This is a genomic window from Paraburkholderia silvatlantica (assembly GCF_003096715.1).
Lineage (GTDB): Bacteria > Pseudomonadota > Gammaproteobacteria > Burkholderiales > Burkholderiaceae > Paraburkholderia > Paraburkholderia silvatlantica.
Genome location: NZ_QEOL01000006.1, coordinates 230,336 through 243,632, shown reverse-complemented (window position 1 = coordinate 243,632; position 13,297 = coordinate 230,336). Strand labels below are relative to the sequence as shown.

Annotated in this window: 12 protein-coding genes, 1 tRNA gene and 1 pseudogene; 5 read left to right on the top strand and 9 right to left on the bottom strand. The window is 60.0% G+C overall.

Annotation, left to right across the window (positions count from 1 at the left end):
* Position 1 precedes the first annotated feature (1 nt).
* The 3 genes from C7411_RS11065 (at position 2) to C7411_RS11055 (ending at position 2,731) form a co-directional block, all read left to right on the top strand.
* Entirely contained in the window at positions 2–982 is a 981-nt protein-coding gene (locus C7411_RS11065) for a hypothetical protein (RefSeq protein ID WP_116603283.1), read from the top strand.
* Positions 983–1,058: 76 nt separating this feature from the next.
* Positions 1,059–1,910: a hypothetical protein gene (locus tag C7411_RS11060; protein WP_133253637.1), complete on the top strand. Its 852-nt coding sequence runs from the start codon at positions 1,059–1,061 to the stop codon at positions 1,908–1,910.
* A 98-nt stretch (positions 1,911–2,008) separates the two neighbouring features.
* On the top strand, positions 2,009–2,731 hold the full coding sequence (locus C7411_RS11055) for a hypothetical protein (protein ID WP_110384348.1): 723 nt from the start codon (positions 2,009–2,011) through the stop codon (positions 2,729–2,731).
* Positions 2,732–2,819: 88 nt separating this feature from the next.
* Here the strand turns inward: C7411_RS11055 and C7411_RS11050 are convergent, their stop codons facing one another.
* The 9 genes and pseudogenes from C7411_RS11050 to C7411_RS11015 all read right to left on the bottom strand — a co-directional run bounded on the left by C7411_RS11050 (position 2,820) and on the right by C7411_RS11015 (position 10,984).
* Positions 2,820–4,220 carry a relaxase/mobilization nuclease domain-containing protein gene (locus C7411_RS11050; protein ID WP_110384347.1) on the bottom strand — a complete coding sequence of 467 codons (1,401 nt, stop codon included), beginning with the start codon at positions 4,218–4,220 and terminating at the stop codon, positions 2,820–2,822.
* Positions 4,217–4,597, bottom strand: a complete 381-nt coding sequence (locus C7411_RS11045) for a hypothetical protein (RefSeq protein WP_110384346.1) — start codon at positions 4,595–4,597, stop codon at positions 4,217–4,219. The genes C7411_RS11050 and C7411_RS11045 overlap by 4 nt, the downstream gene beginning before the upstream one ends.
* A 108-nt stretch (positions 4,598–4,705) precedes the next feature.
* The gene (locus tag C7411_RS11040; protein WP_133253636.1) at positions 4,706–5,038 is read right to left on the bottom strand and encodes a hypothetical protein; all 333 of its coding nucleotides are present in this window, start codon (positions 5,036–5,038) and stop codon (positions 4,706–4,708) included.
* 343 nt (positions 5,039–5,381) lie between these two features.
* A complete protein-coding gene (locus tag C7411_RS11035; RefSeq protein WP_110384344.1) occupies positions 5,382–6,164 on the bottom strand; it encodes a site-specific integrase in 783 nt (260 codons plus the stop codon).
* A gap of 46 nt (positions 6,165–6,210) precedes the next feature.
* Positions 6,211–6,372, bottom strand: a pseudogene (locus C7411_RS38895) (DUF6538 domain-containing protein); the annotation flags it as partial.
* Between the two features lie 75 nt (positions 6,373–6,447).
* Positions 6,448–6,524, bottom strand: a tRNA-Met gene (locus C7411_RS11030).
* Positions 6,525–6,635: 111 nt separating this feature from the next.
* Complete coding sequence (locus C7411_RS11025) at positions 6,636–8,294, bottom strand: MFS transporter (RefSeq protein WP_110384343.1); 1,659 nt, start codon at positions 8,292–8,294, stop codon at positions 6,636–6,638.
* 275 nt (positions 8,295–8,569) lie between these two features.
* The gene (locus C7411_RS11020; RefSeq protein WP_110384342.1) at positions 8,570–10,207 is read right to left on the bottom strand and encodes a sensor histidine kinase; all 1,638 of its coding nucleotides are present in this window, start codon (positions 10,205–10,207) and stop codon (positions 8,570–8,572) included.
* Between the two features lie 12 nt (positions 10,208–10,219).
* Entirely contained in the window at positions 10,220–10,984 is a 765-nt protein-coding gene (locus tag C7411_RS11015; RefSeq protein WP_110384341.1) for a response regulator transcription factor, read from the bottom strand.
* A 236-nt stretch (positions 10,985–11,220) separates the two neighbouring features.
* Between C7411_RS11015 and recA the strand changes: the two genes are divergently transcribed.
* Both recA and recX read left to right on the top strand, forming a co-directional pair.
* Positions 11,221–12,297 (top strand): recombinase RecA, encoded by a 1,077-nt coding sequence (recA, locus tag C7411_RS11010; RefSeq protein ID WP_042266320.1) that lies wholly within the window; start codon positions 11,221–11,223, stop codon positions 12,295–12,297.
* 32 nt (positions 12,298–12,329) lie between these two features.
* On the top strand, positions 12,330–13,259 hold the full coding sequence (gene recX / locus C7411_RS11005) for a recombination regulator RecX (RefSeq protein WP_110384340.1): 930 nt from the start codon (positions 12,330–12,332) through the stop codon (positions 13,257–13,259).
* Positions 13,260–13,297 lie beyond the last annotated feature (38 nt).

The following is a 13,297-nucleotide window of genomic DNA, read 5'->3' as shown; positions in this document are numbered from 1 at the left end:
TTTGTCTTACAAAAAACTCGGGGAAGATGGCACGCACGCCTTCTGGTTACAGCACACCAACCGCATTCGTTGCCTCGCACACACCGATTCTTTTGACCATACACAAATCCGAACACTCGGTGACGTCATGAATCAGTCTCGTTTTGCGCAGTTCGCACTTTCCTCTATCTTCTTCGCATTCATGGCTGGCTGTGGTGGAGGTGGAGGTGATGACGGCAGCCCCGCAACCAACGCCAATGGTGTGCAACCCTTCACCACGAGCTACATCGACTACAACGCTAGTGCTGGCATTACTGGCGCGGCATGGAACGGGGCAAGCATTGTCGATAACAACCCCACCAAAACGAGCACTGAAACCCTGACTCAAAGCGGCTGGACCGGGCAAATCACCTACGGCCTTTCAAGCGCTCCTATTGTCTTGCCGGTGAACAACACAGCAGTTGCCAATACAAGCCCGATCGGCGTCGCAGCATCGGCCACCACCAAGATTTTTGACCCGTATGGGGTAACTGGCACTCCTCTTGGCACGACGGCTGAACCCAACTTGGATGGCGCCTATGAAATCTGTGGCGCAGCTCCTAGCGGGAGCATCAGCGACAATGGTTTTGCTGCTTCAGACATCCTGATTACGGGCAGTGCTACCCAAGTCACCAATGTCACTGAACTGGCAGGCAAGTCGTTCACCTTCAACCAGTATTGCGACCCGGCCAACCAAGCCAACCCGCAAACGCTGAGCTTTGATGCGACCGGCAATGCCACGTTTGAGCTTTACACTGGCTCGACGAACTCGGGACCTTTGACGGCGGTTCAGGTTTCCGCTGCTTCGTTTCAGAGTGCGATGAATGGTACGCCTTATGTCGACTCGCAGCAGGGGCAAACTCTCTGGACGGTGTACCGCTTCGTCACCGCGACGAATACATTGAAGTACGTCGTAGTGGAGCGCGGAACCGCGGACGGCAACTATATCGGCATGTGGTACTGATTTTTGGGGCATGAGGGCGCAAACGTGTCCTCGCGTCTGTCTGTTGGACGTTCTGGGGTGATGTGTTGGGACAATCATGAAAACCAAATTCATTTCTATTCTGCCGGTCGTCGTGTTGATGGCTGCTTGCAATAAGCATGCGGAAAACCCGCGTCAATTGGCCGCCGCGACTTCTGCCCCCGCACCGACCACGACTGCTGCAAGCCCGTCAGTCGCGACGCTGTCGAGTGCGGACAAGGCAACGTACACACGCGAGCTAAACCTGAGCCTGAACAGCATGACCGAGGCAGACTGGAAGACCTACTATCAAACGACCGTGGACGCGATCGCGAACTCGAGTACCACGACACCGGATCAATTGGCCGCAGTGAAATTTCCAGGCTACGCGAGCATTCGGAATCCGTTCGACAAGCAACAATTTCAGGACGCCCACAAGTCGGATCTGGCCATGACGGCGAAGGAGCCTGCGAAGGTCAAACTGGTGTTCGATGGCCGCGGATTCTACCCAGTGTCTCTGAGCGCGGGCGATCCGTTGAAAGGACACTACGAGTGGCAGGGCTCGTTTCAGCAGATCATGGTCGGATATAGCTGGCAGGACGTCGCCCGTACAGTGGACAACAAGGGCGTCATGCACGAAAAGAGCGTGACCACGACGATTCGCTATCACCTGAATTCATTTGCGCCGCGTATCAACCGCAAATATGAGCGAGACGTGCCGACCGATGCCGCGAAGCAGATTGAATTTGAACTGAGCCGAGATAACGGCGGTAACGAGAATCTGCCGGCGATCGTCTATGCGACGGTTCAGTCGGTGCAGGTGACGGGAAGCGAAGATCAATCGACGCACGCAATCGATGTGAATCTTGCCGTGGACGGGTTCGATGTGGCGGTGGGTAAGGGCAAGGATATCAAGCCGTTGTTCAACTGATTGCATCAAGGCGCAGTCCTCATGGCGCACGGCCGACGTCGCCGACTATGCACAGCTCGTAACTCCTCAGGATTCTAGGTCTATACAGGTATCTATCCATGAGCAACGATTCCAACGGCTCGGCCCATGAGCGGGGCCCACAGGGCACCTTTAGCGACAACGCCAGCGGGAGCATGTGGTCTGGTGGGCGACTTCACACCACCGCCGAACAGATTGCAGCCGGCATCAATGCAACGACCGATCGCACGACTGCAGAGATCATCATGGGGACAACCCTGGCCGGCGGAGATGAAACCGGCGGCGTGATCAATCTGAAGGGCGCTGCGATTGTCTTTTTCATTTATCTGTCCGCGCTTCTTATCACGCTGTCTCTCTTTCTCATCGGCGTTCCAGACACCCGTTCGATTTCGTTCCAGTACGTGGCGGTTGTGTCAGTCGGTTTGTTTATCTTCGGCGCGGTAGAAAGCGACTCGAACAGCTTGCGGACGAAGCTCGCAATCGTGGGTAGTCTGATCATCGCTCAATCGGTATTCGCGATTTACCACCTGTCCTCCACTGCATTTGCCGCGACGGCATTGACGGGGCTTGTGATGAATACCATCCGGATTGCAATCGGTGTCGGCATCATCCGCGGCTACGCAGCCGCCCGCCTCGCATTCGTTGCAGTGGTGATCGTCTCTGCGCTGATGAGCTTGTTCGCTGCGAAATTCTCCGCCGTGTGGTCGTACGTGCTGCTGTTCCGGTCGCCGCTGGGTTTTCCTTCGGCGGTTTTCCTTGCGTTTCTGCTTTTCCGTAGGGAGCTGCGGTCCACCTTCAAGTAATTTCCTGAGCTGGCTAACACTGCATTTATCGGGGGTGGAACATCATCGGACATCTAGTCGAGATATGTAAAAACGAATGATCCCGTATTCAAAATTTCAACGATGCCCGAGGTTGTGATGCGTTTAACTTGGCCAGACGCCGCTCTTGTTCGTTGATGCCGGCTCGCCTCCTGATCTCCGCAATTTGTGCGTGTAGGGCCACGATTTGTCGTTGAAGTTTGCTGGCGCGCTCGGCGTCACCTTTCGCGCCTGCAACGGCCAGCTGCGTTTCGAGCCGCCCGATTTCAATTTCAATCGAGGCGGTGTCAGTTAATGCGCTGGATGGTGCGCCCGCAGCAGGACCGGCCGACTCTGACACAGACGGTGCGCGATGTGGTCGGGTACTAGATGCCATCGAAGCGTCGTTGTTGACGGCTGGTGTTTGTGGTCGCGTGCCGATACGGGACGTGGAGGGCGTCTCGCCAATCCGATGCTCAGTATATGGCGCTAGGATTTCGGCCGATTTTTGCTGGACGATCTGACCTAGCATCGGGCGAGACAAAGCAATACGACTATGTATCGCTTGCCCCGAAATCCTGCGAAATGTGGTTCGTCTGCTGTGCGCGAGCGTTGATCTATTGAACTGCGCCCGCTCCGCAGTGAATTTGTCGAGCTTAGCGCGTAGCAAGTTCGCGTGCTGGGGCGTGAGGATCGCGTTGCCAACACAATCGAGCTGATAGTTCTTCCCGCCGTTGTCCTCGTAGATATATCCGCGAAATCGGATGGCTCGGCCATTTTTCTTGTTCTTGATGCTGACGTAATCCGAGCCGATGCGCGAAAACTCACATCCATGCTCACGCAGATATTCGATAAGTTCGGGGCGATTCCTGATCTTCCCTCCGTGGATCTTGCGCACAAGATTTGCATGCCATTTGAGCTTCGAGGCGTAGGTGCCTGAATCGATGTCCACGTTGTCACGGATGGCCTGCGCATTGATCTTGCTGATATGTTCGCTTTCGCGCAGTCGAGTGGGATTAGGCACCACCTGCTCATAGCCAAACTCATTGTTCATGATGGCGACGAACGCATTGTAGAAGGCCAAATTCTTTGCGCCAGGCGGATGAATGTTCATCGATTTGTGGGTGCTCAACTCAACACGAGGCACGACAAAATTGAGCTCGATGCGCCCCTTGTCCCGATGCTCGACCCAGAGGATGTTGTACCGGTCAGGCGTGAGACCTGCCAGAAAGCACTGCTCGAAGCGGGCCATTGCATGGTGTTTCTGTTCGTCGGTCGGCTGTTCGTTGGGTCGGAAAGCGAGACAGCCCGCAACATAGCGATGCTTGAAAGGCAAACTCTCAATCAGGCAGTCTGTGACAGCAGGATCGCCCGCCAAGATTTCAGGCTTGACCGAGCGAACGGCTTTCGTGTGGTCACGGTCACTCAATAGGTATTGGACGGGGCCAACGGCACTGAGTTTCTGCGAGCGATGAAAAATCTTGATCATCATGACGCGTCCTCCTCGGTTTCAGGTGCACCACGCTGGAAGAAGTAATTCCGATGGGCCGCCAGTTCCGCCCGTATGCTCCGCAAGGCGTCGATAGTCTGCTCGCGCTCCGGTCCTTGTTGATTGCAATGCGACGCGATTGCGTCAAGACTGATTGCGAGCTGTTGAATATGCAAGACATACTGCGGCACCCAATTTGGGGCGAAGACATTTCGCACGCGCGATCGCTGTACGCCATCCAGTGCCATTTGCTTGACGTAAGCCCCTGGAGATTTGGATGCCGCACGAGCGGTAAGCTCCTGCAGTCGTGAAAATTCGTCGGCGCTGAATTGGATTTCGATGCGGTTTCGACGCTTCGGTGTGGATGACATTTCGGCCATAGTTCCTCCTTTCTTGTTGTTCTTGTTGTGGTCGAAGCGGGTATCAGGGCAGCGCCCTGACATGGTTCGGATTCTGGCGATAGCCGGAATCCGAGTAACCTTGCTGTTTTAGATTTTCAGCTTTGTGCGAGTGCGCCCACTGCCTTCCTGGGTGTCGCCAATGCCAAGCTTTTCACGCGCAGCGAATATCTTGCCAAGTACGCTAGGGGCCTGATAAGTCTCTGGCTCGATGTCTGAAAAATCGACCACCAGCACATCAATTTCGGCCAGGCGAGCAAGCAACGCGGCCGAATACAGAAAGACACGCTTGACGTTATCAACGACGAGCGCGATGCACTTCTGGTTGCCAAGCATGATGATTGAAGCGTGGCTGACGCTTCCTCTATTAAGGATGGTAGGACTGCATAATTTTTTGGATTCCTGATTTATATTTGTTGTCATAAGACCCCTCCGTTTTATTCAGGCTAACGGAAAAAATACGGAAGTCAAGGCCGCGCCGATCAGATTTTCGATTTCGCCCGTTTTTGTTTTCTTGTTTTTGGGGTTTTCAGGCGGATGGGTTGTCCCGATTCCGAGCAGGCTTGCAGATGGTGGATTTCCCTTCTGCTGGCAAGGGGTTTGCACATGAGTTGCAGAAAGGCACAGCTTCGCTGATTACCTGACACACCGTCGTGACACGAAAATTCTTGCAAAAAAACTCGTACCAATCACAGGCCACGATTCAGGCGGCGAACAAGGTCCCAGTATTTTTTCACGGTGTTTCGGGACAAACCTGATACCTCGATCACGCTGCTCTGATCAACCACGTGACCTTGCTCTTACGAACAATGCCATCGTTATCTGGGTCTTCATCGAATTTGACATACCAAACCCCTGTTTCCCCGTCTTGGAGCACATCGGTATGAAGGTTGATCTGTGCCAGTTCTTCGATGCGGCATCCGAAAAATGCCGCTACAAGCGTAGTCCAGAATTTATGCGGCTCGGTGGTTTTGAATTTGGCTGCGTATTTGAACAGTTCTTCCAGTTGAACAAGTGAGTAAGCATCGCGATCGAGTGATGCGGGTTTGTCGCGCTTGGGTTTCAGGGTTGCAGCAGTGATCTGGGGCAGGCCCTTCCGAATGCGGTGCCAGTTAATGAATCCGCCAATGATCGTGATGTAGTCGCCGTTCGTTTTATCCTCGCGGCTATCGTCTGCGGCAATTTCTTCTGCCAGCGCGGAGAAACGGGCTTGGTCGATGCTGGCGAATGGGGTATCTGCTCCGAGCTTGCTAACGAGGAATGTGAGCTTCGTCTTGTAGCTCTTGCGGCTTGTGGGCTTGACCTCGACCTTTTCCAGATACTCGGTGACGGCTTCTTGCAGGGTGGGGCCACTGACAGCTTCTGGAGGCGAGGCAGGACTAGGAATAGGCTGTTTTGCAATGACAGTGACAGCTTCCTTGAACCTGCCAATGTGCTCGATGGCTTGCAGGGCCAGTGCGTGATCTTCTGGGCCATTGGCTTCGATTTCGAGCGAACCGTCGCCACCTCGGACGATGATAGTGGTCCAGGCTGCGTTGCACCAGGTCAAAGTCAGTGATTTTCGGTTTGCTCATCCCCATGCTCTCGATCTGCGTATTGAAATGGAGCGCCAGCAACTTGGCTTGCTGGAAGTCTTTGGTCCCGAGGGACTTTCTGAACTCTACCTGTTTTGAGGTGCCGTGCAGAAACTTGGGGACAACAACACGCAGGTAGTAGGTACCAAAGCGGTTGCGAATCAGGCGGGGAATTTTGATCATCTGGGTCACATGCTGTGACACCGGACAAAAGAAAAAGCCTTGCAAACCATTGATTTGCAAGGCTTTTTGACATGCTGGTGGCGAATCAGGGATTCGAACCCCGGACCTGCGGATTATGATTCCGTCGCTCTAACCGACTGAGCTAATTCGCCGAAGAAGGAAATTATCGCGATGCAGCCCGAAGCTGTCAACCCCCTTCGTCATCTTTTTTGCAGGGAAGGCGGCCGCCGGGCGAGAAGCCTTGCCCGGCGGCGCTCCCAGCCTCAATCCTGCGCGTAGATATCCGAATCCTTGGTTTCCTTCACGAACAGCATGCCGATCACGAAGGTGCCCAGCGCGATGATGATCGGATACCAGAGGCCCGAGTAGATATCGCCGCGCGCCGCCACGATCGCGAATGCCGTCGCCGGCAGGAAGCCGCCGAACCAGCCGTTGCCGATGTGATAGGGCAGCGACATCGAGGTGTAGCGGATGCGGGTCGGGAACATCTCCACCAGCATCGCTGCGATCGGCCCGTACACCATGGTCACGAAGATCACGAGGATCGTCAGCATCACCACCGTCATCGGCCAGTTGAGCTGCGCGGGGTCGGCCTTCTGCGGATAGCCCGCCGCTTTCAGCGTGGCCGCGAGCGTCTTGTCGAACAGCGCGCCGGCTTCCTTGGCGTCAGGCGCACGGCCGTCAAATGTGTCGATGGTCGTGTCGCCCACCTTGATCTGCGCGCGCGTGCCTGCCGGGGCGGCCACGTTGTCGTAGTTCAGGCCAGCCTTCGAAAGTGCGCTTTTGGCGATGTCGCACGAACTCGTGAACTTCGAGGTGCCGACCGGGTTGAACTGGAACGAGCATTCGGCCGGATCCGCGATCACGACGATCGGCGCGCGCTGCGTGGCGGCTTCGAGCGCCGGGTTCGCGTAGTGCGTGATCGCCTTGAAGATCGGGAAGTAGGTGAGCGCCGCAATCAGGCAGCCAGCCATGATGATGGGTTTGCGGCCGATCTTGTCCGACAGCGCGCCGAAGAACAGGAAGAACGGCGTGCCGATCAGCAGCGCCACCGCGATCAGGATGTTGGCGCTGGCGCCGTCCACCTTGAGCGTCTGCGTAAGGAAGAAGAGCGCGTAGAACTGGCCCGTGTACCAGACCACGGCCTGGCCGGCCGTGACGCCGAAGAGGGCGAGCAGCACGACCTTGAGGTTCTTCCACTGGCCGAATGCTTCCGTGAGCGGCGCTTTCGAGACCTTGCCTTCCGCCTTGATGCGCTTGAACGCCGGCGATTCGTCGAGCTGCAGACGGATCCACACCGAAACGGCGAGCAGCAGGATCGAGGCGATGAACGGAATGCGCCATGCCCATGCGGCGAACTGTTCCTCGCCGGTGAAGGTGCGCACGCCGAGGATCACGAGCAGCGAGAGAAACAGGCCAAGCGTGGCCGTCGTCTGGATCCACGAGGTGTAGAAGCCGCGGCGTCCGGCCGGCGCGTGTTCCGCGACGTAGGTCGCCGCGCCGCCATACTCGCCGCCGAGCGCGAGACCCTGCAGCAGACGCATGGCGATGAAGATCACCGGCGACGCGATGCCGATCGACGCGTAGCCGGGCAGGAAACCGACCACGAAGGTCGAGATGCCCATGATGACGATCGTGACTAGGAACGTGTGCTTGCGGCCCACGAGGTCGCCGAGGCGACCGAACACGATCGCGCCGAACGGACGCACGGCAAAGCCGGCGGCGAAGCCGAGCAGCGTGAAGATGAAGCCGGCGGTGGGATTGACGCCGGAAAAGAAGCTCTTGCTGATGAAGGCCGCAAGCGATCCGGCCAGGTAGAAGTCGTACCACTCGAACACGGTGCCGAGCGACGACGCGAAAATCACGCGTTTTTCGTCGCTGGTCATCGGCGCATGCGAGACTTGTCCGCCAACGGTTGCCATAGATGTCTCCAGTATTGATATGCGTGTGGTCCGTCGGGCAGGCGACTCGTAGACCCGCGGTCCTGCGGAGCATTATTGGAATGGAAACTTACGGGCTTCTGACGCGCGTGTGGGTTTCTGAATGATGTGCCGGGGTGGGGTAATTGGCCATGTTCTCTGAACGCACGATTAAAATCGCGCATTCTGATTCGAACGTCTTCTAACGTGGCAATCGCGACTCGCGTGTCGCGGATCGGATAAGGGTAAGTCCCATCCCGGTTTTCCGACGCGATCCGTCAGTTTCGCGCGCGCAGCCGCAGTGTCACGCGCACGAGCGTGCCGGCGAGCCGCGGCGTGTCCTGATAGACGTGATCGTCGATGGCGAGCGTGCCGCCGTGCATCGTCGCGATTTCGCGCACGATCGCAAGCCCGAGCCCGCTGCCTTCGCCGTCGCGCCCGAGAATGCGGTAGAAGCGCTCGAGCACGCGCTCGCGCTCGGCGCCCGGAATGCCGATGCCCGTGTCTTCCACCTCGAGATGGACCACGCCCGCCGCGGGCTCGGGCCGTACGCGCACGGTGATGCGTCCGCCTGCGGGCGTATAGCGGATCGCGTTGTCGATGAGGTTCGAGAGCATCTCGCGCAGCATCACCGGGTTGCCGTCCACTTCGACGCGCGCGGCTTCGCCATCGTCTTCCTCGCTGTCACAGGCCGTTTCGGGGCCTTCGTAGCCGAGGTCCATCTGTTTGGCGAGCGCCGGCTGCACCCAGTCGCGCACGGCGTGGCGCGCCACATCGGCCACGTCCACCGCCGTGAAGACTTGCCCGGACATGCGGTTTTCCGCGCGCGCGAGTGCGAGCAACTGCGTGACGAGACGCGCGGCGTGCTCGGAGCTCGTCGCGATCTGCTCGAGCGAGCGGTGCACTTCGGCGGGCGCGTTCTGGCGCAGCGCGAGTTCGGCCTGGGTGCGCAAGCCCGCCAGCGGCGTTTTCATCTGATGCGCGGCGTCGGCGATGAAGCGCTTCTGCAGCTCCATGTTCTGTTCGAGCCGCGTGAGCAGGTCGTTGAACGAGGTGACGAGCGGCTCGATTTCGGGCGGCGCGCGGCGCGCTTCGAGCGGCGAAAGATCGTCGGGGCGACGCATGCGGATGTTCGACTGCAGCGCGTGCAAGGGCGCGAGGCCCCGCGAGAGGCCGAACCACACGAGCAGGATCGCGAGCGGCAAGATCACGAACTGCGGCAGGATCACGCCCTTGATGATGTCGTTGGCGAGCTGCCGGCGCTTGTCGAGCGTTTCCGCGACCTGCACGAGCACGGGCTGGCCTTGTCGGTCGCCGGCGCTGAGGTGCGTCGGGTCCACGGTCGTATAGGCGACGCGGATGTCGATGCCATGCAGCGTGTCGTCGCGGAATTCGACGAGGCCCGGCGGCGGGCGGTCGTCGTCGTGCGGCAGCGGCATGTCGCGATCGCCGCCGATCAGCTCGCCGCGGCTGCCGAGCACCTGGTAGAACACGCTGTCGACGTTATCGGCGCGCAGGAAGTCGCGCGTGGAGGCGGGCAGTGTCAGCTCGGCCACGCCGTTGACGGGCTGGATCTGGCGCGCGAGCACATAGGCGTCGGTTTCGAGCGCGCGGTCGAAGGGGCCGTTGGCGATCGACTTCGCCACGAGATACGTGACCGCGATGCTCATCGGCCAGAGCAGCAGCAACGGCGCGAGCATCCAGTCGAGAATCTCGCCGAAGAGCGAGCGCGGGCGCGCCTCGGCGGCGGCTTCGGCTTCGTCGGGCGGGGCGAACGGATTGGCATAACGGGCGTCGCGCGCATCGTCGTCGAGGGCGTCGGCCGCGAATGCGGACGCGTCCCGCGCGGTTTCGCCGGCCGCGCCCGCGGCGCCCTTGGGCGGCGCGTCGCGCGCGATGGGAGGACGCCCGGCCATCGTCGACCCCGTCTACTTGAAGTAGTGGCTGGCGGGCATCGCCGGCGCGGCGTCGGGCGCGCCGGACCCGGTCCGGGCGGGCGGCTGGCCTGCGCTGGTCTGCGCTTCCTTTGCCTCCTTTTCGAGGCAGTAGCCGAGCCCGCGCACGGTCACGATGCGCACGCCGCCTGCTTCGATTTTCTTGCGCAGCCGATGAACGTAGACTTCGATGGCGTTGTTGCTGACTTCCTCGCCCCATTCGCACAGATGGTCGACGAGCTGCTCCTTCGAGACGAGCCGCCCGAGCCGCTGCAGCAGCACTTCGAGCACGCCCAGTTCGCGCGCGGAAAGATCGAGCACCTGGTCGTTGATGCGCGCAATGCGCCCCACCTGGTCGAACGCAAGCGCGCCGTGCCGCACGACGGTCGGGCCGCCGCCCGCACCGCGCCGCGTGAGCGCCCGCACGCGCGCTTCGAGCTCGTTGAGCGCGAAGGGCTTGGCCATGTAGTCGTCGGCGCCGAGGTCGAGGCCTTTTACGCGCTCGTCCACGCTGTCGGCGGCGGTGAGGATCAGCACGGGCAGGTTGGAGTTGCGCGCGCGCAAACGGCGCAGCACCTCGAGGCCCGGCATTTTCGGCAGGCCCAGATCGAGGATCAGGAGGTCGAACGACTGCATCGACAAGGCGGTATCGGCATCCACGCCGCTACGCACGTGATCAACGGCATAGCCCGACTGGCGGAGTGATCTGACGAGCCCGTCCGCGAGTATGCTGTCGTCTTCGGCAATGAGGATTCGCATGTTGCGCCAGCGTCGTCTTCGAGGCTTTTTGACCTCGTAGCACCCGCGCCGCGCCGCGTCCTTGAAGGCGCGGTCAGGCGACGCGCGGCGGTCTCCCGAAATTCACGGTTCTGGATAGCCAGAAAGGCTTGCCAAAACCACTGTTTTTTTATACAGTGTCTGCGTTCGTGTGCATTAGCCCGAATGAGGCGTGCGCATGGTCACGAGATGCCGTTCATCATAGCAAAGGACGATTCATGGAAGATAGCAAGAAAGGCTCGGCTGGGCTGACTGCTGAAAAGAGCAAGGCGCTGGCCGCCGCGCTCGCGCAGATCGAAAAGCAGTTCGGCAAGGGGTCGATCATGCGACTCGGCGACGGCGAGGCGGTCGAGGACATCCAGGTCGTCTCCACCGGTTCGCTCGGCCTCGACATCGCACTCGGCGTGGGCGGTTTGCCGCGTGGCCGGGTGGTCGAGATCTACGGTCCGGAATCGTCGGGCAAGACCACGCTCACGCTGCAGGTGATCGCCGAAATGCAGAAGCTCGGCGGCACGGCGGCGTTCATCGACGCGGAACACGCGCTCGACGTGCAATACGCCGCCAAGCTCGGCGTGAACGTGCCCGAACTGCTCATCTCGCAGCCGGACACGGGCGAGCAGGCGCTCGAAATCACCGACGCGCTGGTGCGCTCGGGCTCGATCGACATGATCGTGATCGACTCGGTCGCGGCGCTCGTGCCGAAGGCCGAAATCGAAGGTGAAATGGGCGACTCGCTGCCGGGTCTGCAGGCGCGCCTGATGTCGCAGGCGCTGCGCAAGCTCACCGGCACGATCAAGAAGACGAACTGCATGGTGATCTTCATCAACCAGATCCGCATGAAGATCGGCGTGATGTTCGGCAACCCGGAAACCACCACGGGCGGCAACGCGCTCAAGTTCTACTCGTCGGTGCGTCTGGACATTCGCCGCATCGGTTCGATCAAGAAGAACGACGAAGTGATCGGCAGCGAAACGCGTGTGAAGGTCGTGAAGAACAAGGTTTCGCCGCCGTTCCGCGAAGCCGTGTTCGACATTCTCTACGGCGAGGGCATCTCGCGTCAGGGCGAAATCGTCGACCTCGGCGTGCAGGCCAAGATCGTCGACAAGGCGGGTGCGTGGTACAGCTATAACGGCGAGCGCATTGGCCAGGGCAAGGACAACGCACGCGAATTCCTGCGCGAGAACGCGGACATTGCTCGTGAGATCGAAAACCGTATCCGCGAATCGCTTGGCGTGAGCACGATGCCGGACGGCGTCAACGACTCCGGCGAAGTCGAAGTCGCTGACGAAGAGTAAGTCCACCAGGCTCTCGTAGATAAGGCAAGCTGATGCGCAAGGGCGGGTCACATACGTCCTCGCCTTCCGGCGAGCAGGCTAACCCGGGTGCGGGTTCGCCTGCGGACAGGAACGCCGAGCGGCGCTCCGCCGTGAAGCCTGCCGACTCGCGCGCGAACCGCTCAAGCTATTTGAGCCGCGACGCCCAGGCGGGCGATCGCGGCTTTGTGCATTCTGGCGCCGCGTATTCCTCGCCCGCCGATCTCAGCGACGATGGCGGCGCCGTCTTCGAAGTCCCGTTCGAGGCTTTCTTCGGCGGGGCTGACGAGGCGGCGGCAAACGCGCCGCCAGAGCCGCTGTCCGGGACATCATTCAAGCGATCGTCTTCATACCCGTCGCGCGCGCCTGGCGGAACAGCGCGTGAATCCAGCGCGCCGCCAGCCGACCACGCTGACCAATACGAGCGCAGCTCGGCCAGCCGCGCCGCACGCGCCAGCGAGCGAGAAAAAACGTCCAGGGCGAAAGAGCGCCCCGAGCGCTCTCTCAAGGGCCGCGCGCTCGGCTATCTTTCGCGCCGCGAATACAGCCGCGCCGAACTCTCGCGCAAGCTCATGCCGTACACAGAGGACGCCGACGCACTCGAAGTGCTGCTCGATTCGCTCGAACGCGAAGGCTGGCTCTCCGATGCGCGCTTCGCCGAAAGTGTCGTGCACCGGCGCGCGTCGCGCGTTGGGGCAGGGCGTATCGTCAGCGAACTCAAGCGCCACGCGGTGGGCGAAGCGCTCATCGAAGAGGTGAGTTCGCAACTGCGCGAGACCGAGCTCGTGCGTGCCCGCACGGTCTGGCAGAAGAAGTACGGCCAGCTGCCCGAGACGCCTGCCGAACGCGCGCGCCAGGCGCGCTTTCTCGCGGCGCGCGGCTTCTCGATGTCGATCATCGGCAAGATCCTCAAGGGAATCGGCGAAGACTGCTCCGACAACTGAGCCGGTCGTCTCGAAAAATCCGCGCGGGCAAGTCCCCG

Bases quoted from the DNA above. Each gene is read 5' to 3' on its own strand.
- C7411_RS11040 (WP_133253636.1), bottom strand. From the start codon at position 5,038: ATGACAACAAATATAAATCAGGAATCCAAAAAATTATGCAGTCCTACC.
- C7411_RS11050 (WP_110384347.1), bottom strand. From the start codon at position 4,220: ATGATGATCAAGATTTTTCATCGCTCGCAGAAACTCAGTGCCGTTGGC.
- recX (WP_110384340.1), top strand. From the start codon at position 12,330: ATGCGCAAGGGCGGGTCACATACGTCCTCGCCTTCCGGCGAGCAGGCT.
- recA (WP_042266320.1), top strand. From the start codon at position 11,221: ATGGAAGATAGCAAGAAAGGCTCGGCTGGGCTGACTGCTGAAAAGAGC.
- C7411_RS11015 (WP_110384341.1), bottom strand. From the start codon at position 10,984: ATGCGAATCCTCATTGCCGAAGACGACAGCATACTCGCGGACGGGCTC.
- C7411_RS11045 (WP_110384346.1), bottom strand. From the start codon at position 4,597: ATGGCCGAAATGTCATCCACACCGAAGCGTCGAAACCGCATCGAAATC.
- C7411_RS11055 (WP_110384348.1), top strand. From the start codon at position 2,009: ATGAGCAACGATTCCAACGGCTCGGCCCATGAGCGGGGCCCACAGGGC.
- C7411_RS11020 (WP_110384342.1), bottom strand. From the start codon at position 10,207: ATGGCCGGGCGTCCTCCCATCGCGCGCGACGCGCCGCCCAAGGGCGCC.
- C7411_RS11060 (WP_133253637.1), top strand. From the start codon at position 1,059: ATGAAAACCAAATTCATTTCTATTCTGCCGGTCGTCGTGTTGATGGCT.
- C7411_RS11025 (WP_110384343.1), bottom strand. From the start codon at position 8,294: ATGGCAACCGTTGGCGGACAAGTCTCGCATGCGCCGATGACCAGCGAC.